The sequence below is a fragment of the Bhargavaea sp. CC-171006 genome (genome assembly GCF_009761675.1).
In the GTDB taxonomy this organism is placed as follows: domain Bacteria; phylum Bacillota; class Bacilli; order Bacillales_A; family Planococcaceae; genus Bhargavaea; species Bhargavaea changchunensis.
Map to the genome: position 1 here is coordinate 1 of NZ_QUZH01000026.1, position 23,761 is coordinate 23,761.

General features: G+C 45.0%; 22 protein-coding genes. 16 read left to right on the forward strand and 6 right to left on the reverse strand.

What is annotated here, in order from left to right:
• Positions 1 to 970 precede the first annotated feature (970 nt).
• On the forward strand, positions 971 to 1,324 hold the full coding sequence (locus DZC51_RS11850) for a hypothetical protein (protein WP_157296199.1): 354 nt from the start codon (positions 971 to 973) through the stop codon (positions 1,322 to 1,324).
• Positions 1,325 to 1,350: 26 nt separating this feature from the next.
• Positions 1,351 to 1,704, forward strand: coding sequence for a hypothetical protein (locus tag DZC51_RS11855; protein ID WP_157296201.1), 354 nt, complete (start codon positions 1,351 to 1,353; stop codon positions 1,702 to 1,704).
• Between the two features lie 58 nt (positions 1,705 to 1,762).
• Here the strand turns inward: DZC51_RS11855 and DZC51_RS11860 are convergent, their stop codons facing one another.
• Positions 1,763 to 3,094 carry an MFS transporter gene (locus DZC51_RS11860; protein ID WP_157296203.1) on the reverse strand — a complete coding sequence of 444 codons (1,332 nt, stop codon included), beginning with the start codon at positions 3,092 to 3,094 and terminating at the stop codon, positions 1,763 to 1,765.
• Positions 3,095 to 3,128: 34 nt separating this feature from the next.
• Complete coding sequence (locus tag DZC51_RS11865) at positions 3,129 to 4,685, reverse strand: AMP-binding protein (RefSeq protein WP_157296204.1); 1,557 nt, start codon at positions 4,683 to 4,685, stop codon at positions 3,129 to 3,131.
• A gap of 138 nt (positions 4,686 to 4,823) precedes the next feature.
• Between DZC51_RS11865 and DZC51_RS11870 the strand changes: the two genes are divergently transcribed.
• The 13 genes from DZC51_RS11870 to DZC51_RS11930 all read left to right on the forward strand — a co-directional run bounded on the left by DZC51_RS11870 (position 4,824) and on the right by DZC51_RS11930 (position 17,472).
• A complete protein-coding gene (locus DZC51_RS11870) occupies positions 4,824 to 5,447 on the forward strand; it encodes a TetR/AcrR family transcriptional regulator (RefSeq protein WP_157296205.1) in 624 nt (207 codons plus the stop codon).
• 150 nt (positions 5,448 to 5,597) lie between these two features.
• Positions 5,598 to 5,765: a hypothetical protein gene (locus tag DZC51_RS11875; protein WP_157296206.1), complete on the forward strand. Its 168-nt coding sequence runs from the start codon at positions 5,598 to 5,600 to the stop codon at positions 5,763 to 5,765.
• Positions 5,766 to 6,218: 453 nt separating this feature from the next.
• The gene (locus DZC51_RS11880) at positions 6,219 to 6,995 is read left to right on the forward strand and encodes an IclR family transcriptional regulator (RefSeq protein WP_157296207.1); all 777 of its coding nucleotides are present in this window, start codon (positions 6,219 to 6,221) and stop codon (positions 6,993 to 6,995) included.
• 23 nt (positions 6,996 to 7,018) lie between these two features.
• Positions 7,019 to 8,026 (forward strand): TAXI family TRAP transporter solute-binding subunit, encoded by a 1,008-nt coding sequence (locus DZC51_RS11885; RefSeq protein WP_157296208.1) that lies wholly within the window; start codon positions 7,019 to 7,021, stop codon positions 8,024 to 8,026.
• Between the two features lie 75 nt (positions 8,027 to 8,101).
• Positions 8,102 to 9,997, forward strand: a complete 1,896-nt coding sequence (locus tag DZC51_RS11890; RefSeq protein WP_157296209.1) for a TRAP transporter permease — start codon at positions 8,102 to 8,104, stop codon at positions 9,995 to 9,997.
• Between the two features lie 30 nt (positions 9,998 to 10,027).
• Positions 10,028 to 12,184, forward strand: a complete 2,157-nt coding sequence (locus DZC51_RS11895; RefSeq protein WP_157296210.1) for an acetate--CoA ligase family protein — start codon at positions 10,028 to 10,030, stop codon at positions 12,182 to 12,184.
• Positions 12,177 to 12,959 (forward strand): enoyl-CoA hydratase/isomerase family protein, encoded by a 783-nt coding sequence (locus DZC51_RS11900; RefSeq protein WP_157296211.1) that lies wholly within the window; start codon positions 12,177 to 12,179, stop codon positions 12,957 to 12,959. The genes DZC51_RS11895 and DZC51_RS11900 overlap by 8 nt, the downstream gene beginning before the upstream one ends.
• Positions 12,960 to 12,979: 20 nt before the next feature.
• Positions 12,980 to 13,375, forward strand: a complete 396-nt coding sequence (locus tag DZC51_RS11905; protein ID WP_157296212.1) for a hotdog family protein — start codon at positions 12,980 to 12,982, stop codon at positions 13,373 to 13,375.
• The gene (locus tag DZC51_RS11910; protein ID WP_157296213.1) at positions 13,368 to 13,742 is read left to right on the forward strand and encodes a MaoC/PaaZ C-terminal domain-containing protein; all 375 of its coding nucleotides are present in this window, start codon (positions 13,368 to 13,370) and stop codon (positions 13,740 to 13,742) included. Before DZC51_RS11905 ends, DZC51_RS11910 begins: the two co-directional genes overlap by 8 nt.
• A gap of 13 nt (positions 13,743 to 13,755) precedes the next feature.
• A complete protein-coding gene (locus tag DZC51_RS11915) occupies positions 13,756 to 14,517 on the forward strand; it encodes an SDR family NAD(P)-dependent oxidoreductase (protein ID WP_157296214.1) in 762 nt (253 codons plus the stop codon).
• A gap of 22 nt (positions 14,518 to 14,539) precedes the next feature.
• Positions 14,540 to 15,346 carry an enoyl-CoA hydratase/isomerase family protein gene (locus DZC51_RS11920; protein ID WP_370513693.1) on the forward strand — a complete coding sequence of 269 codons (807 nt, stop codon included), beginning with the start codon at positions 14,540 to 14,542 and terminating at the stop codon, positions 15,344 to 15,346.
• 17 nt (positions 15,347 to 15,363) lie between these two features.
• Positions 15,364 to 16,551, forward strand: a complete 1,188-nt coding sequence (locus DZC51_RS11925; RefSeq protein WP_157296215.1) for a thiolase family protein — start codon at positions 15,364 to 15,366, stop codon at positions 16,549 to 16,551.
• 21 nt (positions 16,552 to 16,572) lie between these two features.
• Positions 16,573 to 17,472: a 3-hydroxyacyl-CoA dehydrogenase gene (locus DZC51_RS11930; RefSeq protein ID WP_157296216.1), complete on the forward strand. Its 900-nt coding sequence runs from the start codon at positions 16,573 to 16,575 to the stop codon at positions 17,470 to 17,472.
• A gap of 80 nt (positions 17,473 to 17,552) precedes the next feature.
• Here the strand turns inward: DZC51_RS11930 and DZC51_RS11935 are convergent, their stop codons facing one another.
• The 4 genes from DZC51_RS11935 to DZC51_RS11950 form a co-directional block, all read right to left on the reverse strand.
• Positions 17,553 to 18,443 (reverse strand): VOC family protein, encoded by an 891-nt coding sequence (locus tag DZC51_RS11935; RefSeq protein ID WP_157296217.1) that lies wholly within the window; start codon positions 18,441 to 18,443, stop codon positions 17,553 to 17,555.
• An 18-nt stretch (positions 18,444 to 18,461) separates the two neighbouring features.
• Positions 18,462 to 20,045 carry a bifunctional 3-(3-hydroxy-phenyl)propionate/3-hydroxycinnamic acid hydroxylase MhpA gene (mhpA, locus tag DZC51_RS11940; protein ID WP_157296218.1) on the reverse strand — a complete coding sequence of 528 codons (1,584 nt, stop codon included), beginning with the start codon at positions 20,043 to 20,045 and terminating at the stop codon, positions 18,462 to 18,464.
• 69 nt (positions 20,046 to 20,114) lie between these two features.
• The gene (locus DZC51_RS11945) at positions 20,115 to 21,098 is read right to left on the reverse strand and encodes a fumarylacetoacetate hydrolase family protein (protein WP_157296219.1); all 984 of its coding nucleotides are present in this window, start codon (positions 21,096 to 21,098) and stop codon (positions 20,115 to 20,117) included.
• A gap of 14 nt (positions 21,099 to 21,112) precedes the next feature.
• Positions 21,113 to 21,844 carry a FadR/GntR family transcriptional regulator gene (locus DZC51_RS11950; protein ID WP_198304117.1) on the reverse strand — a complete coding sequence of 244 codons (732 nt, stop codon included), beginning with the start codon at positions 21,842 to 21,844 and terminating at the stop codon, positions 21,113 to 21,115.
• 270 nt (positions 21,845 to 22,114) lie between these two features.
• Here DZC51_RS11950 and DZC51_RS11955 point away from each other — a divergent pair, with 270 nt between their 5' ends.
• Positions 22,115 to 23,653: a sigma-54 interaction domain-containing protein gene (locus DZC51_RS11955; protein ID WP_157296221.1), complete on the forward strand. Its 1,539-nt coding sequence runs from the start codon at positions 22,115 to 22,117 to the stop codon at positions 23,651 to 23,653.
• Positions 23,654 to 23,761: the final 108 nt, after the last annotated feature.

A 23,761-nucleotide genomic window follows, 5' to 3' on the forward strand; every position in this document is an offset into this window, starting at 1 on the left:
ATTTTCAGGAATAGAAAAAACTGCAGACCAAGGAGTAGTTCACTCACTTTGTCTACAGTCTGACCCGACAGGCTACTGCCTGTCGGGTCTTTGCATGGGGGCGAGTTGTTAGGCTTGAATGATCACGTGGCATTAATAGAGAGTCGGAATCGGACTGCAGGAAACCGTCTCAACTAGTCGCTCATCGAAACCATAAAACGTCCAGGTCCGTCCAGTCCACCGATAACCTGCAACTTCCCCGTATTGAAGGTAGGTGGGGTAAAACCAGAAGTTCTCCCCGGTCACCAGCCAAACATACGTGTAATTGTATAAACAGTCGACGAGATAGTGTGAAGGAAACGGTCTAGGTGGAGCGTATGGTGGTGGGGGAGAGGAGGGTTGCTGGTTCATGTAAAATGTCACTGGATGATCACTCCCTTATTGATGGGTCCTGACATCATATGCTAAGGCGTACTGAAGGGGGATTGCAGTCGCGCCGAACGGTCCATTGGCTGTGGTGTTTCATTTGTGGGTTCTTGATAAAATGACTTTACCGGTAGCATTTAAAGAGGCTGGTTTAAACGGGGATTAAAAGCGAGGGGGCTTAGTGTTTGATTAACACAAGGTACTATGATGGTTTCGAAGGCGAACCAGAACTTATAGTTAGAGATGAAAGTAGAGAAATGATTATATGGAATGGCTATTTCGTCACCATCCTTAATTCCATTCTAAAAACAGAAGTTGAAAAGGGAGGAATGCCCGAAGTGTATTCCAGACAGGAAGGCTGGTACGACGAACGTTGCCTATTGAGGATATCCCGTTAACCATTAATCAACTTAGGGCATTTGATTTGGATAAAGCTGAAGGGACGGAAACTTTAATAGAAGTCTTACCTCAACTCATTGAGGACATGATCAAATTCCTTGAGAATGCAGAAGGACAGGTATTCATCGAGTATGATTGACTTGTTTTGGGCTAAAGGGGGACTTACATGATCAACACAAAGTATTACGATGGCTTCGAAGGCGAGCATGAAGTCGTCTTAAGTGACGGAGAAAATAGGATGAGTATCTGGGATGGCTACTTTGATACGATCATGGATGCTCTCCTAAAAGGAAATCCTGAAAAGAAGGGGATTATACGAGAGTATTTTTATCGTGAGGGCTGGTATGACGATCCTTGGAGAATCGAAGATATTCCGCTAACCATCAAACAGTTGAAGGCATTCGATATCAACCATGCTGAAGGAACCGAAAACATGAAAAAAGTAGCTCCTGAACTGCTTCAGGGCATCATCCTGTTTCTCAAGAGTGCAGAAGGACAAGTATACATCGAGTACGATTGACTTGTTGCAGGTTGAGGGGGACTGACGTGATCAACACAATATATTACGATGGCTTCGAAGGCGAACAAGAGATCAATTTAATTAACGGAGAAGACTGTATGATCATTTGGGACGGTTATTTTGATACCATCATGGATGTCCTCTTTGACAGCGGAATCGAAAAGGAAGGCATCGTTAAGGATTACTTTTATCTGGAGGGCTGGTACGATGAACCCCAACCGATTGAGGACATCCCATTAACCATTCAGCAGTTAAAGGCATTCGACGTAGAGAAATCTGATCGGATGGAAAGTTTAAAACAAGTGGCGTTTGAATTGGTTGAGGAAATGATCAAGTTTCTGGAGCAGGCTGATGGTGAGGTAATTATTGAGCGGGTTTAACTCGAATATTAAAAAGAAAAGCAGCCATTCCGGCTGCTTTTCCTCATTCCTCAATCATTCAACTGTTGCTCCCCGAAGGTGTCAGCTTCAGTTCAGGTTCTTCAAGATCCCCAAGTTCCGCATGCTCCTCATACTGGGTGAATGTGCGTGTATCCGGCGAGAAGATGGAAAGCACCAGGGAGATTAGGAGTCCGCCAATCATGAAGCCGCCGAACAGGTACGGAGCGGCGCCGTAATGGTCGCCCATCGTGGCCCAGAGCATCGGGCCGAAGCCGACGATGGCTGCGGCCACCTGGTAGCCGAGTGACAGACCGGTGTAGCGGACATTTGCCGGGAACAGTTCGGAGAAGAACGTTCCCTGTGTGGCGAAAATCGATGCCCAGATGACGCCGAGCATCAGGATCTGCATCGTAAAGAACCAGCCGGTGCCTGCAGGGACTGCCAGGAAGTACGGGATGGCCAGGGCGATCATGGCGACAAGTCCTGCGATGTAGATCGTCTTGCGGCCGATAAAGTCGGAGATGTAGCCGACAATCGGGATCGTGATGATCATCGTAGCACAGCTGAGTGTCAGTGCCATGAGTGCCTGGTCACGGGTATACCCAACGTAGGTAGTCGCGTAGACGAGGATGAATGACATGAGGAAGACGTTGAAGAATCCGTCGCCCAGCTTCAGCCCCATGATGCGGAACAGGTCTTTTTTGTTATTGCGGAACAAGTCGGCAACCGGTATTTTTGCAATCTGGCCGGATTCTTTTTTCTTCTGGAATTCCGGTGTTTCTTCAATTGTGCTCCGGATCCAGATGGCGAGAACAATCAGCACTGCACTAAAGAGGAACGGAATGCGCCAGCCCCAGGCCATGAATTGTGCTTCAGTCGTGAAGGCGCTGATGGCGGTGAAGCTGAACGTTCCGAGGACGAGTCCGATCGGCACGCCCAATTGCGGGATGGAACCGAATAGGCCGCGGAGCCCTTTGCGTGCGGATTCTGTTGCCAGAAGGACCGCTCCGCCCCATTCTCCGCCGAGTGCTATGCCCTGGATAAGGCGCAGGAGGACGAGGAGGGCAGGGGCGAGCACACCGACCTGTGCATAGGTGGGAAGCAACCCAATCAGGAAGGAGCTGCCGCCCATCCCGATCAGGGTCAGCATGAGCGAAGCTTTTCGCCCGATTCTGTCCCCGATATGTCCGAAGATGATGCTACCGATCGGCCGTGCCGCATACCCGGCACCGAATGTCGCAAAGGCGATTAGAATGGAGATGGCTGGGTCATGGTTGGGGAAGAACAGGGTCGAGAACACCAGGGCGGTCGCCGTCCCGTACAGATAGAAGTCGTACCATTCAATGACAGAACCCGAGAGGCTTGCCAGCAGGACTTTTCCTTTTTTCATATGGATGCCTTCTTCCTATTTATAGTGTGTATCCTCACGCAAGGACGGATTGGCGGATCAGGTGCTTCTGAATCTTTCCGACGGCGGTTCTCGGGAAGTCTTCTACAACATCAATGGTGTCCGGCACCTTGAAGTTGGCGAGACGTTCACGGCAGTAGGCCAGCAGTTCTTCCGAAGAAGCCTGAGCTCCGTCGTGCATGATGACAAATGCCTTGATCGCCTCGTCTTTGATCGGATCCGGTACGCCGATGACTGCGGCTTCATATACCGCTTCATGATCGGTCAGCACGCTTTCCACTTCGCCGGCTGCGACGTTCTCGCCGGAGCGCTTGATCATGTCTTTCAGGCGGTCCACAAAGAAGAATCGGCCGTCTTCGCCGAGCCTTGCGTTGTCGCCCGTCATCAGCCAGCCGTCCTGGACGGTGGCAGCAGTGGCCTCGGGATTCTTGAAATAGCCTTTCATGATCGTCCTGCCCGGAACGCCCTTTACGACGATTTGCCCGGTCTGTCCTGCCGGAACCGCGTTGCCTTCCTCGTCAATCAGCTTCACTTTATACCCGAGGGTCGGCCGTCCGATGCTCAGGTTATTGGGCGTTCCGTACGGCTGGTTCATGAGCGGAATCCCGACGGTTTCAGTCATGCCGTATAGCTGATAGAGGCGGGTATCGAACTGATCTTCGAACTGGTCGAGTTCCTGCTGCCCGACCGATTGGGCGAACAGGATGAGCCGGAGCGGGTTGTCCCGGTCTGCCGGGTCGTACTCCTTTGAAAGAATCATGCGTATCGGAGCAGCGAACAGCGAACCGACCGTCCCGCCGAGCGCCTTGGCCTGCTTGAAGTAGCGGGTAGCACTGAACCGTTCGGTAAGAGCGATGCTTCCGCCCGCTATCAGTGCCGGCATGCAGGTGTAGTACTGCCCGTTGCCGTGGAAGAGGGGAAGTACCGTGAATGTCCGGTCTTCTGGCGTAAGTCCGATTGTCTTGGACATCAGCTCACCGGTAAAAATATAATTTGCATTCGTCACCTGAACGCCTTTCGGCTTGGAGGTCGTGCCGGAAGTGTAGAGCATTCCGACGACATCTTCCGGGTGGACTTCAGGAAGTTCGATATCGAGTTGTTTTCCTTCTTCGACAAGCTGGTCGAAAGAATGGGCTCCCTCATGAGCTTCGGAGCGTGTCAGTATGGTATGCCGGATGTTTGGAATCTCGTCTTTGATGCTGGCGAACTTATCCAGGTAGTCTTCCTCGGTGATCAGCAAAACCGAATCCGAGTGGTTGATCAGATAGTTCATCTCATCTGCGGTTGACAGGACGTTGGTCGGCACCATGACCGCACCGATCTCCGCTGCCGCAAACCAAATGGTCAGGAACTCCGTGTTGTTCGGCAGATGGACGGTGAAGTGGTCGCCTTTTTTGATGCCAAGGTGGAGAAGCGAACGGCTGAATGCCAGCACTTCCTCGTGAAACTCTCTGTACGTCTTTCGAGTCTGGTTGCCATTCGCGTCTTCGAATGCAATCAATTCCTTGTCCCCGTACTGTTCCGCCTTTTCTTTTAGTACCGTGCGCAGTGTCCGGTTTCCGATGATGTCCATGATGTACCCTCCCTTTTTAAAGCGCTTACAACTTTCATAGACCGCAGTCTTAGACTATAGTCTATAATATAAGCAATAGAGGATTGTTATGTCAATAATATTTAGAATAATTAATATGAACATTGAAAGGGGAGAAACATGACGACAACAAACCGGCAAACCCAGGCAGAACAGACCAAGCAAAGGCTGTTCGACACCGCATTGGAACTATTTAAAAAGAAAGGCTTCGATAATGTCAGCGTCGATGAAATCGTCCAAAAGAGCAACAGCTCCAAAGGCGCCTTCTACGGCCACTTCAAATCCAAATACGGCATCTTCATCGAGAAATTTAAAGAAATTGACTCCTTCTATGAAGAATTCGTCCTTACCATTCCTGAAGAGGCTGCTTTTAAAGAAAAGATCCTCCTCCTGTTTGAAGGGCAGATGGACCACCTCGAAAACGTCCTCGGCAAAGACCTCATGCGGACCGTCTACATGAGCGGCCTCAACGACACCGACGAAAACTTCTTCGCCAACTCCGACCGAAGCTTGTACCGGATCATCAGGGGATTGATCGGAGAAGCGATTGAGCGGGGGGAACTGCAGGGAGACATCGACATCCAGAAGCTCACCTGGCAAATTACCCGATGCATGCGCGGGACTTTGTACGACTGGCATGCGTTCGGGGAGACGTTTGATCTGCAGAAAGAGAGCAGGGAATATATTGAGGTGTTTATGGATGGGGTGATGGGTAGGTATGGGCTGTATAAGAAAGTTGAATGATTACCCAACTTGCATGAATCATTACCTGTTACGCTTGAACGACTACCAATTAAGCCTGAGTCATTACGGATACTAGCTGAATTAAACAAAACCAAAAAGCCGACCCCTCCCCCCGCGAAGGTTTGCCGATAGTCCTGGAATACAGCAAGGATGCCTGCACTAGAGCGGTTGACGGACATCGGCAGGATCAACTCCGCGGATGAAGACAAGACCATTGAAGAAACCGCAGAACGCACCTTCCAATCGGTAAAAGTACTCTGCGATTCGCTAAAAATCCCGAACCTAAAAGAATGGGACATCGATGAGCAGGCATTATGAACGCCAGTGTAAAAATGGCGAAAGAGCCTTGGACAGCGGCAACCCGACAAACAATGCGAAGGTGCCGACAAACAATGCGAAGGTGCCGACAAGTGAGGAGAGTATTGGCTTTATCAAACAGTCTACGCTTATCAAGCGGTTAAGCGTATAAATTATTTAGAAAAGAGATGAAGAAACCCGACAGGCAGTTGCCTGTCGGGTCTTTATATGAAAGGGCGAGTTGTTACATAGGAAGGGAATTACAGGAAACGTGCTCACTTATTCGTTAATGGAAACCGTCAAACGTTCAGTTCCATCCATCCAACGATAACCTAACGCTAAATTAAACAGAATTTATAAAAAAATTGAAATTATCGGTTGACTTTCTGATATAAGTACCTTATTGTTACATGTGAAAAGAGTTTTCTTATTTGAAAAGAAGGCTCTTGTAGTGAAAGGGGGAAATCAGCCAACGTGGATGTTACAACACCAGAAAAGAAGACCTATTTATCACCGGCTGTTAAAAGCGCAACAGAAATTATTACTTTTTTAAGTAAGTATAAGAACAAAAAATCCACTTTGACCGAAATCAGTAAAGGAGTCGGAATTAATAGTTCTACCTGTTATAGAATCTTAAAGACTCTCGTAGATCAAAAAGTATTAAATTACAAGGAAGAAACTAAACAATTTTCGCTTGGGTCCTACCTGATTGTTTTGGGTAAAAGGGCATCGGAGTTTATAGACTACTTAGAAATAGCAAGAGAGTACCTTGCTGAAGTTTCTAAGCTAACGAACTCTACTACTGGAATTGTTCAGAGAATTGGGGATGAGTGGCTCTATATCGATAAAGCAATTCCTGACTCACCCTATAGTATTGCTATTAAAGAGGGACAACGGTTTAAGATGAATGCAGGAGCTACTGCAAAACTTTTTATGGCCTATTTATCAAGTGAGGAAAGAGAAGAAATCTTAGATCGAATTGGCATCGAAAGATACACAAATTCAACAAAATTTAATCGAGAAGAGTTTTTGAGTGAAATGCCTGCAATAAAAGAACAGGGATTTTCAATAAGTATTGAAGAGCATATAGAAGGAATTTCGGGTATCTCTCTACCTGTATTCAGCAAATCCGGGGAAATTGAATTCGCTATAACAGTTGTAATGCTAAGTAACGGAAAAACCAGTGAAGAATTGAAAGCGATTGCAAATGAATTGAAATCAGTAACAGATGAGTTATCAAAACTCATTTAAAAAATAATTTGGGGGTGTTCCGTTTGAAACGAGCTAAAAGTCGTCTAATTGCATTGGGAATTTTGGTGCTATCACTAATTTTCGTGGCGGCGTGTAACAACACGGAGGGAGCAGATTCAGAACCGAGTTCCGGGAAAAGGTTAATGGGAGCCTTTTCGACAGGAAGCTCGGGAGGCTTATATGATTTGCTAGGTGGGGGAATGGCGAATATCATCAATCAGAACACTGAAAATATCAATTTAAATACTACTGTTCCGCCATCTATTAGTGAGGTTCCAAGAATGCTCGATTCTAAGCAAGCAGTTGTCGGTATTGGAATGGCTGATATGATGGAACGTGCCGAAGAGGGAACTGGAGAATTTGATCAAGCATACGAGAACATACAACCAATTCTCGCGATGTACGACAACGTTATGGCTATGGTAACAACTGCAGACTCTAGTATTGAAAGTATTACCGATGTAAAAGGAAAGAAAGTAGGCGTTTCTTCACAAACGACAAAAGATATTATTACAGAATATCTCGATTTTGCAGGTATAGCTGAAAATGAAGTTGAATGGATGTTCCTATCATATGCAGAGCAGGCTGAGGCGCTAAAAGAAGGAAGTATAGATGTAGGTAACTTTACTTCTTATCCTAAAGCTGGATTACTAGAGGATTTGTCCACCTCTAGAAAGGGCTTAAAATTTATCAAAATAGACGAGGAAATCCGTGAAGCATGGGATAAAGAATATCCACTTTGGGCTAACGGCACCACTCCAAGTGGTACTTATAAAGGATTGGATGAAGATGCGCATTACTATACTCAATTTACTGTGCTATATGCAAATTCTGACCTTACAGAGGAACAAGTTTATGAAATAACTAAAGCAATTCTTGATAACCACGAAGAGATTTCTGCAATCCATCCAGCCGGAGAGTCTATAACTCCAGAAATGACAAAAAACTATATCGATAGAAGTATTATCAACCCCGATGATCTACATCCAGGAGCTATTAGATACTTTAAAGAAGTTGGAGTTTTGGAATAGGAATAAAATAGAGCCTTCTGACCGCATACGTTAGAAGGCTCCATTATTTAGAATAAAAATAAGGTAGGTGATTATATGGAAACAAAAAATGAGAAAGGACTATTCCCTTTTTCTATAATGTTTATTGGTATAGCCTGGTGTTTATTTCAGTTGTACACGGCTGCTTTTGGTGTCTTGCCAGCATTACAACAAAGATCTATTCACTTGCTCTTTGCGCTTGTGATGATATTTCTACTGTTCCCTTTCTCAGTTAGTAACCCAATTAATAAAGATAGATTTACTGTAGAAAAGACTTTGATGGTTGTTCTATCGTTATTTGCAACAGGATACATTGCTATAAACCATGTTGAAATCTGGTCGTTGACTGGTAATCTCTCTATAATGCAAGAAATTATCAGTTTCCTGATTATTCTTCTTGTTCTCGAAGCAACGAGGAGAGTTGTGGGGTGGTCACTTCCAATTATTGCAATGATATTTATTGCATATTCTTATTTTGGAAGTTACCTTCCAGCCCTCTTCCAGCATCAAGGTTATACACTGTCGGAACTGTTTAGACATGAGGTAATGGGATTAGAGGGTATATTCGGTGTCGCGTTGGGTGTAGCTGCCACATTCGTATTTCTCTTTATTTTGTACGCGGCAATTCTGCAGGTTTCCGGCGGTGGACAAATCTTCATAGATCTGTCGACTGCTGTAGTCGGAAAAATTCGTGGGGGTCCTGCCAAAATATCGGTGATTGCAAGTTGTTTATTCGGCTCTATTTCCGGCAGTGCAGTAGCAAATACTGCAGGAACAGGTGCTTTCACCATTCCATTGATGAAAAAGACAGGTTATTCTAAGCGTTTTGCTGCTTCCGTGGAAGCCGTATCTTCTACAGGGGGGCAATTTATGCCGCCGGTTATGGGATCTGCAGCGTTCTTAATTGCGGAGGTACTCTCAATCCCATTTTGGCAAGTAGCCCTTGGAGCATTGATTCCTGGCGTTCTCTACTATGTAGCAGTATTCATTATGGTGGATATTGAAGCTGTGAAGAATGGAATAAAAGGAATGGAGCCGAAGGATATCCCAAGTCTCCGGGAAACTTTTAGAAAAGGATGGCATTTAATGCTGTCTCCTTTGACGCTAGTTTTCTTGCTCCTATATCTGCAATGGTCACCAATGAAAGCAGCCTTCTGGGCGATTGTTATTACGATTATATCTACATTTGTAAATAAAAATAATCGGATGACAATCTCTCAATTATTCTCAAGTATGAAGAAAGGCGCAGTTGGTTCGCTTGAAACTACAATTGCATGCGCATGTGTTGGAATTGTTATTGGGGTGATTAACCAGACTGGACTCGGTTTCTCTATTTCTTCCATTCTGATTACTCTTGCAGGGGAAAATCTTTTCCTTCTTCTATTGCTGACTATGGTAGTCTCACTAATTCTTGGCATGGGTCTCCCGACAGTTGCAGCCTATTTAGTTCTAAGTGTAATGGTCGCACCGGCTTTAGTTAATTTGGGTGTAAACCCGCTCGCTGCACATTTGTTTATCTTCTATTTTGGTATTATCTCCGCAATCACACCTCCAGTTGCCCTTGCATCAATAGTTGCAGCCGGGATTGCGGAAGAGAAGCCTTTGGTAACGAGCCTAACTTCTTTAAAACTTGGTATTCCTGGATTCTTGTTGCCGTTTATGTTCGTTTTAGGTCCAGAGCTGATTCTCGAAGGGACTGCTATTAATATCATCATCAGTGTGATCACTGCCCTATTTGGAATATACTCACTGGCAGTTGCAATTCAAAAGTATCACATTCGTCCGATGAGACTATGGGAGAGCTTAATTTTCGGTATTTCTGCAGTCGGTCTCCTTTACCCAGGATGGCTTACAGACTTGGTAGGGATATCTGTAATCGTATTCATGTCATTGTATCTTTGGAAAACTAAGAACAAAGTTGTTAGTAGCATAAACAAATCATTGGCAGTTTAGATGAAAATTGAAGGGTGAGGGGAATAAATTATGACTATGAAAGTTACGAGTCCAGTCGAAAAAGAGAATGATTTTAGTAGCTTTTTGAAACCCGAGAGTATTGCAATAATCGGAGCTTCAAATGACCCAGGCAAAATTAGTGGAAGACCGATTGAATATCTGTTGCGGTATGGGTATGAAGGTAAGATTTATCCTGTAAATCCTAAGTATGATTCCATCCAAGGACTGAAGTCATACCGGTCTATACAAGAGCTTCCGATGGGAGTTGATCTTGCAATTATAGCGATTGGTGCAAAGTACGTAGTACAAAATTTAAAGGCGTGCATTGAAAAACAAGTCAAGTCATGTATGATCTTCAGTTCCGGCTTTGCAGAGATGGGAGAAGAAGGACGGAAACTACAAGAAGAAATTTCGGTAATTGCAGCACAATCAGGTCTATTCATTATTGGCCCTAATTGCCAAGGATTGGCGAATTTAAAACAGCGAAGCATTACTTCTTTTTCAACTGCCTTTGTAGAGGGAGATTTGGTGAATGGTTCTTCAGCAATATTGAGTCAAAGTGGTGCGGTAGCAGCAATGGTTTATAACATGCAAAAAGAAGAAGGCACAGGCATTAAATACTGGGCATCAACAGGAAATGAATCTGACATCAATATTCCACGAATTGCAACTTATATACTAGAAGATGATGATATTAATATGATTCAAATTTACATGGAATCGATTAAAGATGGTGAAGAATTGATTGATTTAGGAAAAAAATCAGTTGAACTTGATAAGCCAGTTCTTGTCTTAAAGCCCGGTAAAAGCGAGGAAGCTCAAAAAGCCGCAAGTTCTCATACGGGAGCGCTAGCGGCAGAAGACGCGGTAATAAATAAAGCATTCGATCAATTCGGCCTTGTTCGTGTTGATGACGTAAATGAATTAAGTTCGTTCTCGAAGGTCTTTCGACTTGATAAAAGAGTTAAGGGAAAGAACGTAGCTATCCTCAGTAATTCTGGCGGACTCGGTGTTATGATGGTAGATAAATGTAAAGAGTTCGGCCTTAATCTTGCGGAATTTGAAGAAGAAACCATTAAACGTTTAGAAGGAATTTTGCCAATCTTCGCATCTTTTGAGAACCCTATTGATGTTACTGCACAATTACTAAACGACAAAGAGCTTCTTTCAAATGCATTACCAATTCTAATGGATGATCCAAACGTAGATATTATTTTATTTGGGCTCGGCATCATCGGTAAAGGATATGATATCGATACCATTATGGGGGATATCATAGAAGCCCAATCAGTTGGGGAGAAATTGATTGGTGTCGCTTGGGTAGGAAGTCAAAAAGGTAAAGTAGAAATCTTTAATAAGAATGATGTACCAGCTTTCGAGGATCCTTCGCTTTGTGTGAAGGCTTTCGCCAAGTATGCCCAGTATTGCATTGAAGCAAAAGGAAATTCTACTATAAATGATTCCATAACTTTATTTGATATGACCGAATTGCTAGTAAGTGCAGAAACACATAACGGGTTTATGTCTGAATATGACAGTAAACGAGTACTTAAAGATAACTTCCCAATTGGAAAAGGGTTCGTGTGTGGAAGTTCAAGTGAACTATTAGAACTAAGTGAACAACTGAATTTTCCTGTAGTACTCAAGGTGAATTCCCCGAAAATCCAGCATAAATCTGATATTGGTGGAGTGAAACTCAATATTAAAAATAAGCAAGAGTTGTTGAGTGTTTATTCTAATATGAAGTCCAATGAATTGTTAGTTGATGGAAACGGAAATTTAGAAACTATTGTAGAAGAGATGGCAGATAGCGGTTTTGAAATTAGCCTCGGTATGAAAAAAGATCCAGTCTTTGGTCCAGTCATAATGGTAGCTTCAGGAGGGGTATTCATTGAAGTTTTGAAAGACTTCCAATTACTAATTCCTCCAATTTCGAATGAGCAAGCAAAGGCTGCGATTGAAAATTTGATGATGTTTCCTGTAATGAAGGGAGCTCGCGGGAGTACACCTAAAGATATTGATTCATTAGTAGATGTGGTAGTAAAGTTCTCGCAATTTGTAGTGCAAAACGAAGCGTTTTTGGAAGAGATTGATCTTAATCCAGTTATTGTCCACGAAGAAGGAAAAGGTGTCACAATTGTCGACGCTTTAATTAAAAATGTAAGGAGTAGTGAGCATATTGACTAATAACTTTATCGATTTGGAAGATCAAAAGGGCGTAAGATTTATCACGATAAATCGTCCGGATTCTTTAAATGCTTTAAACTATGACGTAATTCAACAACTCGAGGATGTTTTGAGAGAAAGTCAATATAACGAGTCGGTTCGTACCATTGTTATAAAAGGAAATGGAAAAGCTTTTTGTGCAGGTGATGACCTGAGGGGAATGGGCACTGAACAGCAACCTGTTCCTAAGGGAAATAGAAAACGAGCAGAATTGGGTTATGGGCGTGTTATTACCGCTATAAGAAGTATTGATAAGCCTGTAATTGCCCAAGTCCACGGATATGCACTTGGGGCAGGGTGCGACATCGCCCTTGCTTGTGATTTGGTCTATGCAGCAGAGGATACGCGGTTTGGGCTAGTTTTTGCTAAACGTGGACTTGTTGCCGGAACAGTTTTACTCCCTAAATTGGTTGGATACCAAAAGGCGTGTGAGTATTTATTCCTAGGTGAGCAATTTAGTGTTACAGAGGCAAAACGTATTGGCCTTGTTAATGAGATTTGCAGCAACGATGAATTGACTGGTGCAGTGAAAGACCTTGCTGAACGTCTGGCGACTGCTCCAACCGCTGCAATTGGATTAATTAAGAGGGCAATTAACGAGAGCATTGGTGCATCTATTGAGGAATCAGTTCGACACCAAAACAATGCAATAGCTTCTTCCTATACAACTCATGATTACGAGGAAGGGAAAAAGGCATTTCAAGAGAAACGTGAACCAGTTTACCTTGGACGATAACACATGCTTAGGAGGATACTATGGCATCGTTTAATTACAGAACAACTGTCATTGGAAAGGAATATAAAACTGAGTATGAAATTACCGATCGCTTAGCTAAGAAGTTTTTGCAGTCTCTATATATCGAAGACGAAGAGTCTTGGCAATCGGAACTACCCTATTCAATCTTTTTAACTTATCACGTTTGGAACAATACAATTGGAAATCCAGTACCAGGTACAATTCATTTAAAGCAAAAAAATGAAAACTTTAAAAGAGCTAAAATAGGTGATCGATTTGAAGTCACGGTTAAAGTCAAAGACAAGTATCAGAGTAAAGGAAGAGACTACTTGATTCTTGAAACCTCATTTAATAAAGAAGGAACACTATATTGCATTGAAAACACAACTTATCTGTGGGGCTTTGCTAATGGCTAATAAAAGTTTATCCGAAAAAGAGCGAACCAGTAGAGTGATCAGAGTATCTCAAGAGCAAGTTAACGCATTTGCAGAAGCCACTGGCGGTACAGGAGCAATTCATACTGATCCTGTTTATGCGGCTAACACTCCTTTTGGTAAACCTCTTGTACATGGGCTATTATTGTTGGTTTTGATTGAGCAAGAAGTTGAAGCTTTATTTGAAAGAGAAGCAGTGGTATATCAAGTGACGTTTATAAAACCTATTGTTATAAACCAAGAATTCACTATCCATATAACCAATCTAATGAATAAGGAATTAAAAGTTAGTATTGAAGCTGACGGGGAAACAATGGTAATCGGAAAAGTACAAAGAAATGTTATCTAAGTAGGTGAGAGCGATGCAACGGTTTAGCAACAAGGTAGTTGTAGTGACAGGAGGGGCCCAAGGCATTGGAGAAGCAACAGTAAAGCGTTTTGTAAAAGAGGGGGCCCAAGTTGCTATTATTGACTACCAAGATGAAATGGCCCAAAACCTTGCCAATAAGCTTCGTAAAGAGGGCAAAGTTACAGAAAGTTATCAGTGTGACGTTACAAACAGTGAAGAAGTAGTTCAGTGTTTTAAGGAAATTCACTATAAATTCGGCAGAATTGATGTATTGGTGAATAATGCAGGAGTAACTCGAGATAACTTGTTATTTAAGATGAATGAAAATGAATGGGAAATTGTTATAGATACACATTTAAAAGGAAGTTTCTTATGTTCTCGGGAAGCACAAAAATATATGGTGAAACAGAAATCAGGAAAAATAGTAATGCTCTCCTCAAGGTCTGCCCTTGGCAAGAGAGGCCAAACTAATTACGCAGCTGCCAAGGCTGGAATCCAGGGGATGACCAAGACTATGGCTATTGAATTGGGGCCCTATGGCATCAATGTAAATGCCGTTGCACCTGGCTTTATTGAAACTGAAATGACGAAATCGATTGCAGAAAGAACTGGAGTTTCTTATGAAGACATAAAAGAAAACGTAATAAAGAGCAATGCAATCAAACGCGTCGGTGAACCGCAAGACGTTGCAAGCATTATTGCATTTCTTGCATCAGAGGAGGCTTCGTATGTTACGGGGCAAGTAATTTATGTAGCAGGTAATGTTACCAATTAAAAATTGATAGGAGCGGATGTAGATGGTAAACACAGGTGGTAGTGTAACTATGGATTACAAAAATATTAAAGTCGATAGGGAAGGTAACTTAGCGTTCCTAATTATCAATCGGGAAGAGTCTAGAAATGCTCTCAACCAAGAAACGTTAGATGAAATGAAAGACTATATGAATTCGGTAAAAAACGATCCAAGCATTGGAGCTATTGCTATTACAGGTGCCGGGGAAAAATCTTTTGCTGCCGGAGCGGATATTAAGCAACTTCATGATCGCTCAATGTTAGAGATTCTGCAATCTGGCGGAATGAAAGAGTTCTATAACTATATCGAGAGCTATGAAAAACCAACTATTGCAATGATTAATGGGTTTGCATTAGGTGGGGGATTTGAACTGGCACTTGCATGTGATATCCGTATCGCTTCCGAGAATGCAAAGGTAGGTCTTCCTGAGCTAAACCTCGGTATCATTCCGGGGGCGGGTGGCACACAGCGTCTCGCTAGACTTATCGGAAAGGGGAAAGCTATTGAACTTATTTTGACAGGAAAAATCCTAACCGCAAACCAGGCTAAAGACAAGGATATTATTTCGGAAGTTGTTCCTATTGAAGATTTACGTCAAACTGCTACTGATTTAGCAGAGACGATTCTTAATAAAGGTCCATTGGCAGTCAGGTTAGCCAAGTTAGCGATTCAGTACGGAACAGAAACAGATCAAAATACCGGGTTGATGATTGAAAAGCTTGCACAGGCAGTACTGTTCGCTACCGATGACAAAAATGAAGGCACTGCTGCATTTGTAGAGAAACGAAAACCGCAGTTCAGTGGAAACTAAAGAGAGGGGGGATTGAAGTGAACGATCGATATGTAATCGTTAGTGGGGTAAGGACGCCAATTGGTAGATTTGGCGGTTCACTCCGAAATATTGATTCTGGAAAACTGGCAAGTATCGCAATTAAGGAAGCGGTTAATAGAGCAGGCATAGAACCTTACCAAGTTGATGAAGTAGTAATGGGCGAAGTCAGACAAACATCTGAATCATCAAATGTTGCAAGAGTCGCAGCTTTGCGGTCTGGCATTCCGATAGATAAGCCGGCATTTACCGTAAACCGCCTGTGTGCTTCAGGCATGCAGGCAATAGTGTCTGCTATTCAGCAAATCGCCTTTAATCAAGCAGATATTGTTGTGGCTGGAGGGACTGAAAACTTAAGCAGGGCTCCGTTTTACATATTTAACGCCCGCTTTGGAGAGGGACCCCCAAAAATGATTGATTCAAATCTTTTGAATGGTCAACAGCCTATGGAGATGTATGGAGAAAACCTAGGGATGGGTATTACTGCTGAGAATTTGGCTGAGAAGTATGGGGTTAGTAGGGAGGAACAAGATGAATTCGCAGTACTCAGCCAGCAGAAAGCAGCCAGAGCGATTGAGAAGGGAGTTTTTAATGATGAAATTATTCCCGTTGAAGTAAAGAGTAAAAAAGAAACAGTGATTTTTGATACAGATGAACACCCTAGGCCCAGCACAACGATTGAGAAACTGGCCAAATTACGACCTGCATTTAAGGAAGCAGGCTCAGTTACAGCCGGGAATGCTTGCGGTAGAAATGACGGGGCGGCAGCTTTAGTCATTATGAAGGAAGAAAAAGCGAACGAACTCGGACTAAGGCCTTTAGTTCGGATAGTAGACTGGGCAACCTCAGGAGTAGGCCCAGAAATTATGGGTATTGGTCCAGTCCCGGCAGTTCAAGCCTTATTTGAGCGGACAGGACTCACTAAAGAAGATATTGATTTGTTTGAACTTAATGAAGCTTTCGCTGCTCAAGCACTATCTGTTATTAAGGAACTTGAACTTGATATCAATAAAGTGAATGTTAATGGTGGTGCAATTTCTTTAGGCCATCCGCTAGGAGCAACAGGGGCGAGAATAACAATTACGTTAATGCATGAGCTCATAAGACGTCAAGAGAGATATGGAGTTGCTACACTTTGTATCGGTGGTGGACAAGGCATGGCATTGCTAATTGAAAGAATTGCATAATTCACAAGAGGGGGATTTAATATGACGGTAAACACAATAATGGTTGTAGGATCAGGAACAATGGGCAGTGGCATCGCATATGTTGCTGCTGTTGGTGGGTATAATGTCATAGTTAACGATATTAATAAGGAAGCTCTGGACAGGGCTGAAGATAAAATAAACTCATCCTTCGAAACTGGAATTAAAAGGGGGAAAATTTCGACAGAGGATGCGGAGAAAGCTAAGTCATCTATTCAATACATTACGGATCTAAAATCGGGAGCAGCAAGGGCAGATTTCGTTATAGAGGCAGTTCCCGAAATTATTAGTATAAAGAAAGAGACGTTTGAAAAGCTCGATCAATACACTAACCCTGAGGCGATTTTAGCAACAAACACTTCTACAATGAGTCCGACGGAAATTGGATCATTTACAAAACGACCTGATAAAGTAATAGCCATGCACTTCTTTAATCCCGTTCCTAAAATGAAGTTAATAGAAGTAATAAAGGGACTCGAAACATCTAAGGAGACAACGACAATTGTCAAAGAAGTGGCTGAGAAGATGGGGAAAGAAACTGTATTTGTAAATGAATACCCAGGCTTTGTAACAAGCAGAATTAGTGCACTAGTTGGAAACGAAGCATTTAATATGCTTATGGAAGGAGTCGGTACTGCGGAAGAAATAGATAAGGCGATTGAATTGGGGTTGAATTATCCTATGGGGCCGTTTAAACTAGGTGATTTGGTCGGTCTTGATGTAAGGCTTAGAAATCTACAATATTTGCATGAAACTTTGGGAGAGACATATCGGCCAAGCCCCTTGCTCGTAAAGTATGTTAAAGCGGGGAGATTAGGGGTTAAAACTGGAAAAGGTGTTTATGATTATGAGGATACAGAAATTGAGAAAAAAGTGGACAGGACTCATCAATTAACTACTTGAACAAGGGTGTTCTTAAATGCCAATTAAACATATACCAAAAATAAAGCCGGCAACCCTCCGCAAAGGGTTGCCGGCTTCTTTCATACATTCGCCAGATCGACTTCGAATTCGGTTCCCCAGGCGCTGAGTCCGTCCCATACTCGTGGCTTAAGCGGGAGGAATTCGTGCCATGGGCGGGGTTCGTAGATTCCGAGTTCCGGGACGTAGACATCCATATCCGTAAACAGTTCGACGACGTTGCCGTCCGGGTCATAGTGATAGGTGGCGATGTTATGGCCGGAGGTGTGACGGGACGGTCCCCAGATGACCGGGTGGCCGTGCTTGGCCAGTAGGTCGCTGCTGATGGTGTGATGGCTGGCGTCTTTCAGCTGGAAGGCGATGTGATGCAGTGTCTGGCTTTTGGTTTCGGATGCGACGATGTTGATGACGTGGTGGTCGGTGTTGCAGGTGAGGAAGTTGGCGAAGTCTTCGCCAATCTGGTCGCTGAACATGAATCCGAGTGCTTCCTCGTAGAACTTGATGACGTTCTTGAAATCTTTGGCGTAGAAGGCGAGGTGGCCGAGTTTCTGCGGGACGATGCCGGATTGGCCGAAGCCTGGCGCAGGATGCTCGATCTCATTGAAGATGTGGACGGTGTTGCCGTCCGGGTCATGGAGTTCGACCAGTTCGGAAACCCCGGGAATGGCATCCGTCTTCAGGACGGAGGAGATTCCGATGTCTTTGAGTTGTGCCTGGACTTCTTGATGCGACAGCTTTCCGTCCAGCTGGTAGCCGTAGCTCAGCACTTTTTTCTCCAGGGCGGGGGTGATGACGATGTTGTGATGGTCGAAGCCGTTGCTCAGATAAATGACGCCGCTTTCTTCCTTTGTCAGGACGTATCCCATCGTGCGGATATAGTAATCCTTCAGCTTTTCAGCGTTGGGGGAAGCAAAATTCACGTACACCAACCGGAATGCTTTTACGTTTGTCATTGTCATCTACCTCCTGATTTATCGGGCATTCGCCAAGTTTGTCTGTTGGGTAAGCTGTTCGGAAAGGCCTTGGATCAATGTTGGCAGTTCTTCTTTCTGTCCTCGGACACCGTAAATGTAGAAATCCGGACGGAATAGGGCGACTTCGATGCCGTTTGTGCGGAAGAACGCTTCATACGTACCATCTGTATCGATGACGGCAGCCGGTTCAGGCTGAGCTTTTGGGACAACTTTGGCAAAAACGGCTCCGATGTCCTCAAGCATCTGAATCTGCTGTTCAGTCAGTCCCTCTTTCGGGTCATGGTTCCATCCCATGAGCACCCATCCCTGGCCGACGACGTTATCGAACAATCCGCTTTGGCCGTTATGTTCGACTATTCCTTGAGGGGAAAGATGCCCGGTCAATCCGGCTTCTTTTTCGCTTCCGCTCCTGTCGAACACGCCTTCAGTAAGGGTTGGGAAAGCGGGGAAAGGAGGGAAGTTTCCGCTCAGGAACTGTTCATCCCGCTGTTTTGCGCGTTCCACGTCCGTGGTGCAAATGATTTTTCCGAGGTAAATGGCAGCTTCGATCAGCTTTTCCATATGGGGCTTACGCTCTTCCGTGTAGGTATCCAGGATTGAGTCATCAGTGACGCCTTTCAGCAGAAGATCCATCTTCCAGGCCAGATTGGCGGCGTCCCGGATGCCGGATGACATGCCCTGTCCCATGAAAGGCGGGGTGAGGTGAGCGGCGTCCCCGGCCAAAAACAACCGGTTTTTTCGCCATTGGTCGACCCACTTGGCCTTGAATGTATAGACCGCATGGCGTTCCATCTTTGCATTTCCGGGATGGATGCCCCATGACTTCAGGAGATCCCATGCGACCTCCTCGCTTTTAAACTCTTCCTTGGTTTCGCCGGGAAGAAGCATGAACTCCCAGCGCCTCCTGCCGGGCCCGCCGGACACACAGGTGGTCGGCCGCTTCGGATCGCAGACCTGCAGGTTCATCGGCTTGAATTCCATATCTTCAGTCGGGATGATGTCCACAATGAGGAAATCATTGTAGAAGCCGAGGTCAGTTATGGTGTGCTCCATGTTGTCCCGGACAAAGCTGTTCGCGCCATCACAGCCGATGACATATTTGGCTGCCGTGTTGATCACTTCACCGTTGATGGACTTGAACAAGACGTTGACCTGATCTTCGTGCTCATTGAGATGGATCGCGTTGTAGCCGAGATTGATGTCAACTGAAGGGAGGCTTTCACAGGCTTCATTCATGATCGTTTCCAGTTCGGCTTGGTTAAACAGCATGTCAGCCGGCCAGCCGGATATGCCGTCCTGCGACCAATCGATTTCAAGGAGGGGGACCCGGTCAGCATTGCACCAGACGTAGTTGTCGGGCACCTTTACTGAGATTCTTTGAATGTCCTCGACAGGGCAGATTTTCTGAAGCAATCGAGTAATTTCGTGGTCATATTTCACCGCGCGGGGTAGCCCATACGGACGGTCATACCGTTCGAAGACGCCCACGTTCCAACCTTTCTGTCCGAGCAGGGCGGAAACCATTTTGCCGACTGGACCATAGCCGATCACGATCACGTCATAAGCGTGTGTATTCGTCATGTCTGACCTCCAGTTTTTATGAGTGTAAGCGCATACAATTTAGCCTTGGGTGCAGGGCACCCGATTGGTTTATGCCTTGGAAGAGACGAGAGCAGGTGCCTGTACCTTGTTTTTCTGTTCGCCGAGATCGATTTTCCCGTCGGGGCTCTTGATGCTTGCGCGGATAACGTCGCCGTCTTTCAGGTAGCGGCCGCTTTTGCTTTGGGCTTCAACGAGCACTTCCAATCGGTGGTTGGCATCGATGGTCGGATTGGAGACGGTTGCCAGCAGCTCAGGAGTCAGGTTAAGCGCCACGCCGCCTGTTGTACCGGAAAGGATCATGTCGCCTGTATCAAAATCCATGACGCCGGACAGTTCAGCGATCGTTTCGGCCGGTTTGAACAGAAGCTGTTCCGTGTTGGCTTCCTGGCGGATCTCGTCATTCACCCAAAGTTTGAGCTCCAGGTTGTGGATGTTCGGAATGTCTTCTTTGTCCAACAGGTACAGGTACGGGCCGGTAGGGCAGAAGGTGCGGTAGCTTTTGCCTTTTAGCCACTGGCCCTGGACTAGTTGGACGTCCCGCGCGGAAACATCATTGGCAATCACGATTCCTGCCAGATATTCATGCAGGTTGTCGTCGGTGACAGCTGTTTCTTCAGTGATATCCTTGCCGATCACGAGACCGAGCTCGATTTCATAATCGAGGAGTTTGACGTGCTCAGGGCTCACGACTGTGTCATAGGCACCGGCGAGGGAGCTGTTCGCCTTGTCGAAGATCATATTGAACGGTGGCCGTTTCGCTTCCATGCCCGCTTCCTCACGGTGCGTGGAATAGTTGGCGCCCTGGCAGATGATTTTCGCCGGCTTCGTTACCGGGCTTAGAAGGGTGATTTCCGAAAATGCCACTGTTTGGAGGGTATCGTTACCGACGGCCTCTCTAGCTTCTGCTTGTCCATTCTCAAGGAATTCGGCCAGCGTTTTTGAGCTGTTGTTCAGGACCTTTACGTTCTCCCCGTCAACGACGCCCCATTTGTTTGTCCCCTGATCTTCAAAACGTACCAGTTTGATCCCCATCTTCAAAACTCCCTTCAGAATTGTTGTTGTTGTGATGCTTCAATCAGCTGCCGCACCCTCAGAATCATGTCGGTCATGACGGCTTTTGCCCGGTCGGCATCGCCTGAGATCACCGCTTCATAAAGGTTTCGGTGCCTGTTCAGGATCTCGGTTGTCGGATTTTCCTGCTGCAGTTCGGTGTGCTCGTTCAAGGAGGTGACCGTTTTTTCACGGCTCAGGATCAGGCCTTTGTGCAACAGTTTCAGCAAGCCCGCCATCAGCTGATTGTGGGTCGCCTCGATGATGCTCAAGTGAAAGTCGAAGTCCGCCGCTGCCCATGCCTTAGGATCGTCCAGTGTCTGTTCAAGACGTTCAAAGCAGGCCGTGATGCGGGCCTTTTCTTCTTCTGTCGCATGTTTGGCTGCCAGTGCTGCGGCATCGGGTTCCAGCCCGAGTCGAACTTCCGTCAGGTCGAGGAGAAACTTGTCTTTCCGCTGTTCGGACTCGCTGATCCACGACATGACACTCAGATCCCATAGCTGCCACTCGTCGCGCGGAAGCACGACCGTGCCGGAGCGCTGATTGGCGCGGATGATCTTCCGGGCCGCCAAACCTTGCAGCGCCTCCCGCATCACCGTCCGGCTCACGCCGTAATCCTCACTGAGTTCCTCTACCTTGGGAAGGCGCTCCCCCGGGGAGATGACGCCGTTCACGATATCTTTTCCGATCGCATTGACGACTTCCTCGCTGCGACTCTTAACCCGCATATCCATCACCTACAGTCTGAATTAATCGGTACCAGTATATCGCCTCCAAGAAGCAATCATGAATAAAATAATATTTACTATGTTTTCAGATAAATATTATTTAATCGAATAATAAACGAACGGGAGTGGGGGGATCAAGAGGGGAAATGAATTTTTCGGTTCTGGTCACTAATGAATCCATTTTACTAGTAACAGAAAGTGATTTGTTTGATTTATTATTATTTTCTGTATAATAAAAGATAAAGCAAACATGGAATTAGGAGAGATTCTATGGAACATGCATTAAATGATTGGTCACTTGAAGTTAGTCAGATGGAACTAGAGGATAATGGAACACTCACAGTCACTTTTGAGGATAATTCACTCGATAGTCAGCAAAAATATACTAATCCACTGTCCCTTCACTTTGACTCCGATAGACTACAAGAGTTTATTACTACAACCAATGTCTATCGGTCACTGGAGAGTGAATTCAAATCGGTGATGGAGTTGAGCGGCGAACTTGTAACCATTGTGAATAAAGAAGGCACTGTTGAACGGGTAAGCTCAAATTGCAAAAAAATAATGGGGTTGGCTGTAGACGAGTTCGTTGGTCGTTCTATCTATGATATGGAGCGGCTCGGAGTGATTACATTATCCTCCTCAAAAAAAGTACTTGAGACCTTAAAAGAAGTTCAGATGACTCAGCGCACTAGGGGGGACAGGCGGCTTTTCGTCCGTGGCATTCCACTTTTTAATGAATCTGGGTCGCTGGAGAAGGTAATCAACTTTTCACGTGATATTACGGAGGAATCAAATCTCCAGGAACGCTTAAGAGAACGTGAATTTGAAATCAACGTGTTGCTGCAGGAAGTCCAACGAAGTCATTCAGGGAAGAACTTGCTGGTGTCAAAGGCGGCGGAGATTGAAAAGGTGACTCATCTATTAAACAAGGTGGCACAGACAGATGCGACGGTCCTTTTCCTTGGGGAGACAGGTGTAGGGAAAAGCGCATTTGCAAAACACCTCCATGAGTTGAGTCCCAGGAGAGCGGCACCATTCATTCAATTGAATTGCGCTGTTTTACCCGATCAACTTGTTGAATCTGAATTGTTCGGATATGCGAAAGGCTCCTTTACCGGTGCAAACCAACAGGGCAAGAAAGGGCTAATCGAGGCAGCTGCTGGTGGAACTTTGTTTCTGGACGAAATTGGAGAGTTGAATTTACAGACACAGACAAAGCTGCTCCAGGTCTTGCAGGAGAAGACCTTCACCCCGATTGGGAAAACAGAACCCGTCAAAGTTGATGTTCGGTTTGTTGCGGCGACGAACCGTGACTTGGAGGAAATGGTCGAGACCGGTGCGTTCAGACGAGATCTTTATTATCGAATCAATGTTGTCCCTGTTCTTATTCCGTCGCTAAGGGAGAGAACTGAAGATATTCCGATGTTGATTCATCATTTTACAGACAAGTTTAACGGGGAGTACAAGCGGACATGCAGCTTCTCAAGGGATGCTATCGATCGGCTGATCAACTATAGGTGGCCTGGTAATGTGCGGGAGTTAGAAAACATGATTGAGCAACTTGTTATCACAGCCCCTGCTGAGGTGATTAAGGTAAGCGACTTGCCACAAAAGGTACAGCGATGCAAGGAACAAATCAATTTGTTCAAAGGCTCATTCAAGGAACAAATGCAGACACATGAACGGGAAATTCTCCAAGATGCGTTGAAAGAAGCGAAAAATTTAAATGAAATCGCAGAAAAGTTGAAAATCGATGTTTCCACAATCAGCAGAAAGCTTAAGAAACATGGTTTGAAATTGCAATAATGCAATTTCATTGCGATTATGCAAAACTACTGAAACCATGCAATTATTGTATTCAGAAGATTTTATATATAAAGTTAACTTTCTGTTGTGCAAATAAACTCTCCAAAA

Bases quoted from the DNA above. Each gene is read 5' to 3' on its own strand.
- DZC51_RS11850 (WP_157296199.1), top strand. From the start codon at position 971: ATGATCAACACAAAGTATTACGATGGCTTCGAAGGCGAGCATGAAGTC.
- DZC51_RS11865 (WP_157296204.1), bottom strand. From the start codon at position 4,685: ATGGACATCATCGGAAACCGGACACTGCGCACGGTACTAAAAGAAAAG.
- mhpA (WP_157296218.1), bottom strand. From the start codon at position 20,045: ATGACGAATACACACGCTTATGACGTGATCGTGATCGGCTATGGTCCA.
- DZC51_RS11935 (WP_157296217.1), bottom strand. From the start codon at position 18,443: ATGACAAACGTAAAAGCATTCCGGTTGGTGTACGTGAATTTTGCTTCC.
- DZC51_RS11920 (WP_370513693.1), top strand. From the start codon at position 14,540: ATGGTAAACACAGGTGGTAGTGTAACTATGGATTACAAAAATATTAAA.
- DZC51_RS11905 (WP_157296212.1), top strand. From the start codon at position 12,980: ATGGCATCGTTTAATTACAGAACAACTGTCATTGGAAAGGAATATAAA.
- DZC51_RS11890 (WP_157296209.1), top strand. From the start codon at position 8,102: ATGGAAACAAAAAATGAGAAAGGACTATTCCCTTTTTCTATAATGTTT.
- DZC51_RS11915 (WP_157296214.1), top strand. From the start codon at position 13,756: ATGCAACGGTTTAGCAACAAGGTAGTTGTAGTGACAGGAGGGGCCCAA.
- DZC51_RS11875 (WP_157296206.1), top strand. From the start codon at position 5,598: ATGCCTGCACTAGAGCGGTTGACGGACATCGGCAGGATCAACTCCGCG.
- DZC51_RS11910 (WP_157296213.1), top strand. From the start codon at position 13,368: ATGGCTAATAAAAGTTTATCCGAAAAAGAGCGAACCAGTAGAGTGATC.
- DZC51_RS11950 (WP_198304117.1), bottom strand. From the start codon at position 21,844: ATGCGGGTTAAGAGTCGCAGCGAGGAAGTCGTCAATGCGATCGGAAAA.
- DZC51_RS11895 (WP_157296210.1), top strand. From the start codon at position 10,028: ATGACTATGAAAGTTACGAGTCCAGTCGAAAAAGAGAATGATTTTAGT.
- DZC51_RS11870 (WP_157296205.1), top strand. From the start codon at position 4,824: ATGACGACAACAAACCGGCAAACCCAGGCAGAACAGACCAAGCAAAGG.
- DZC51_RS11955 (WP_157296221.1), top strand. From the start codon at position 22,115: ATGGAACATGCATTAAATGATTGGTCACTTGAAGTTAGTCAGATGGAA.
- DZC51_RS11860 (WP_157296203.1), bottom strand. From the start codon at position 3,094: ATGAAAAAAGGAAAAGTCCTGCTGGCAAGCCTCTCGGGTTCTGTCATT.
- DZC51_RS11930 (WP_157296216.1), top strand. From the start codon at position 16,573: ATGACGGTAAACACAATAATGGTTGTAGGATCAGGAACAATGGGCAGT.
- DZC51_RS11945 (WP_157296219.1), bottom strand. From the start codon at position 21,098: ATGGGGATCAAACTGGTACGTTTTGAAGATCAGGGGACAAACAAATGG.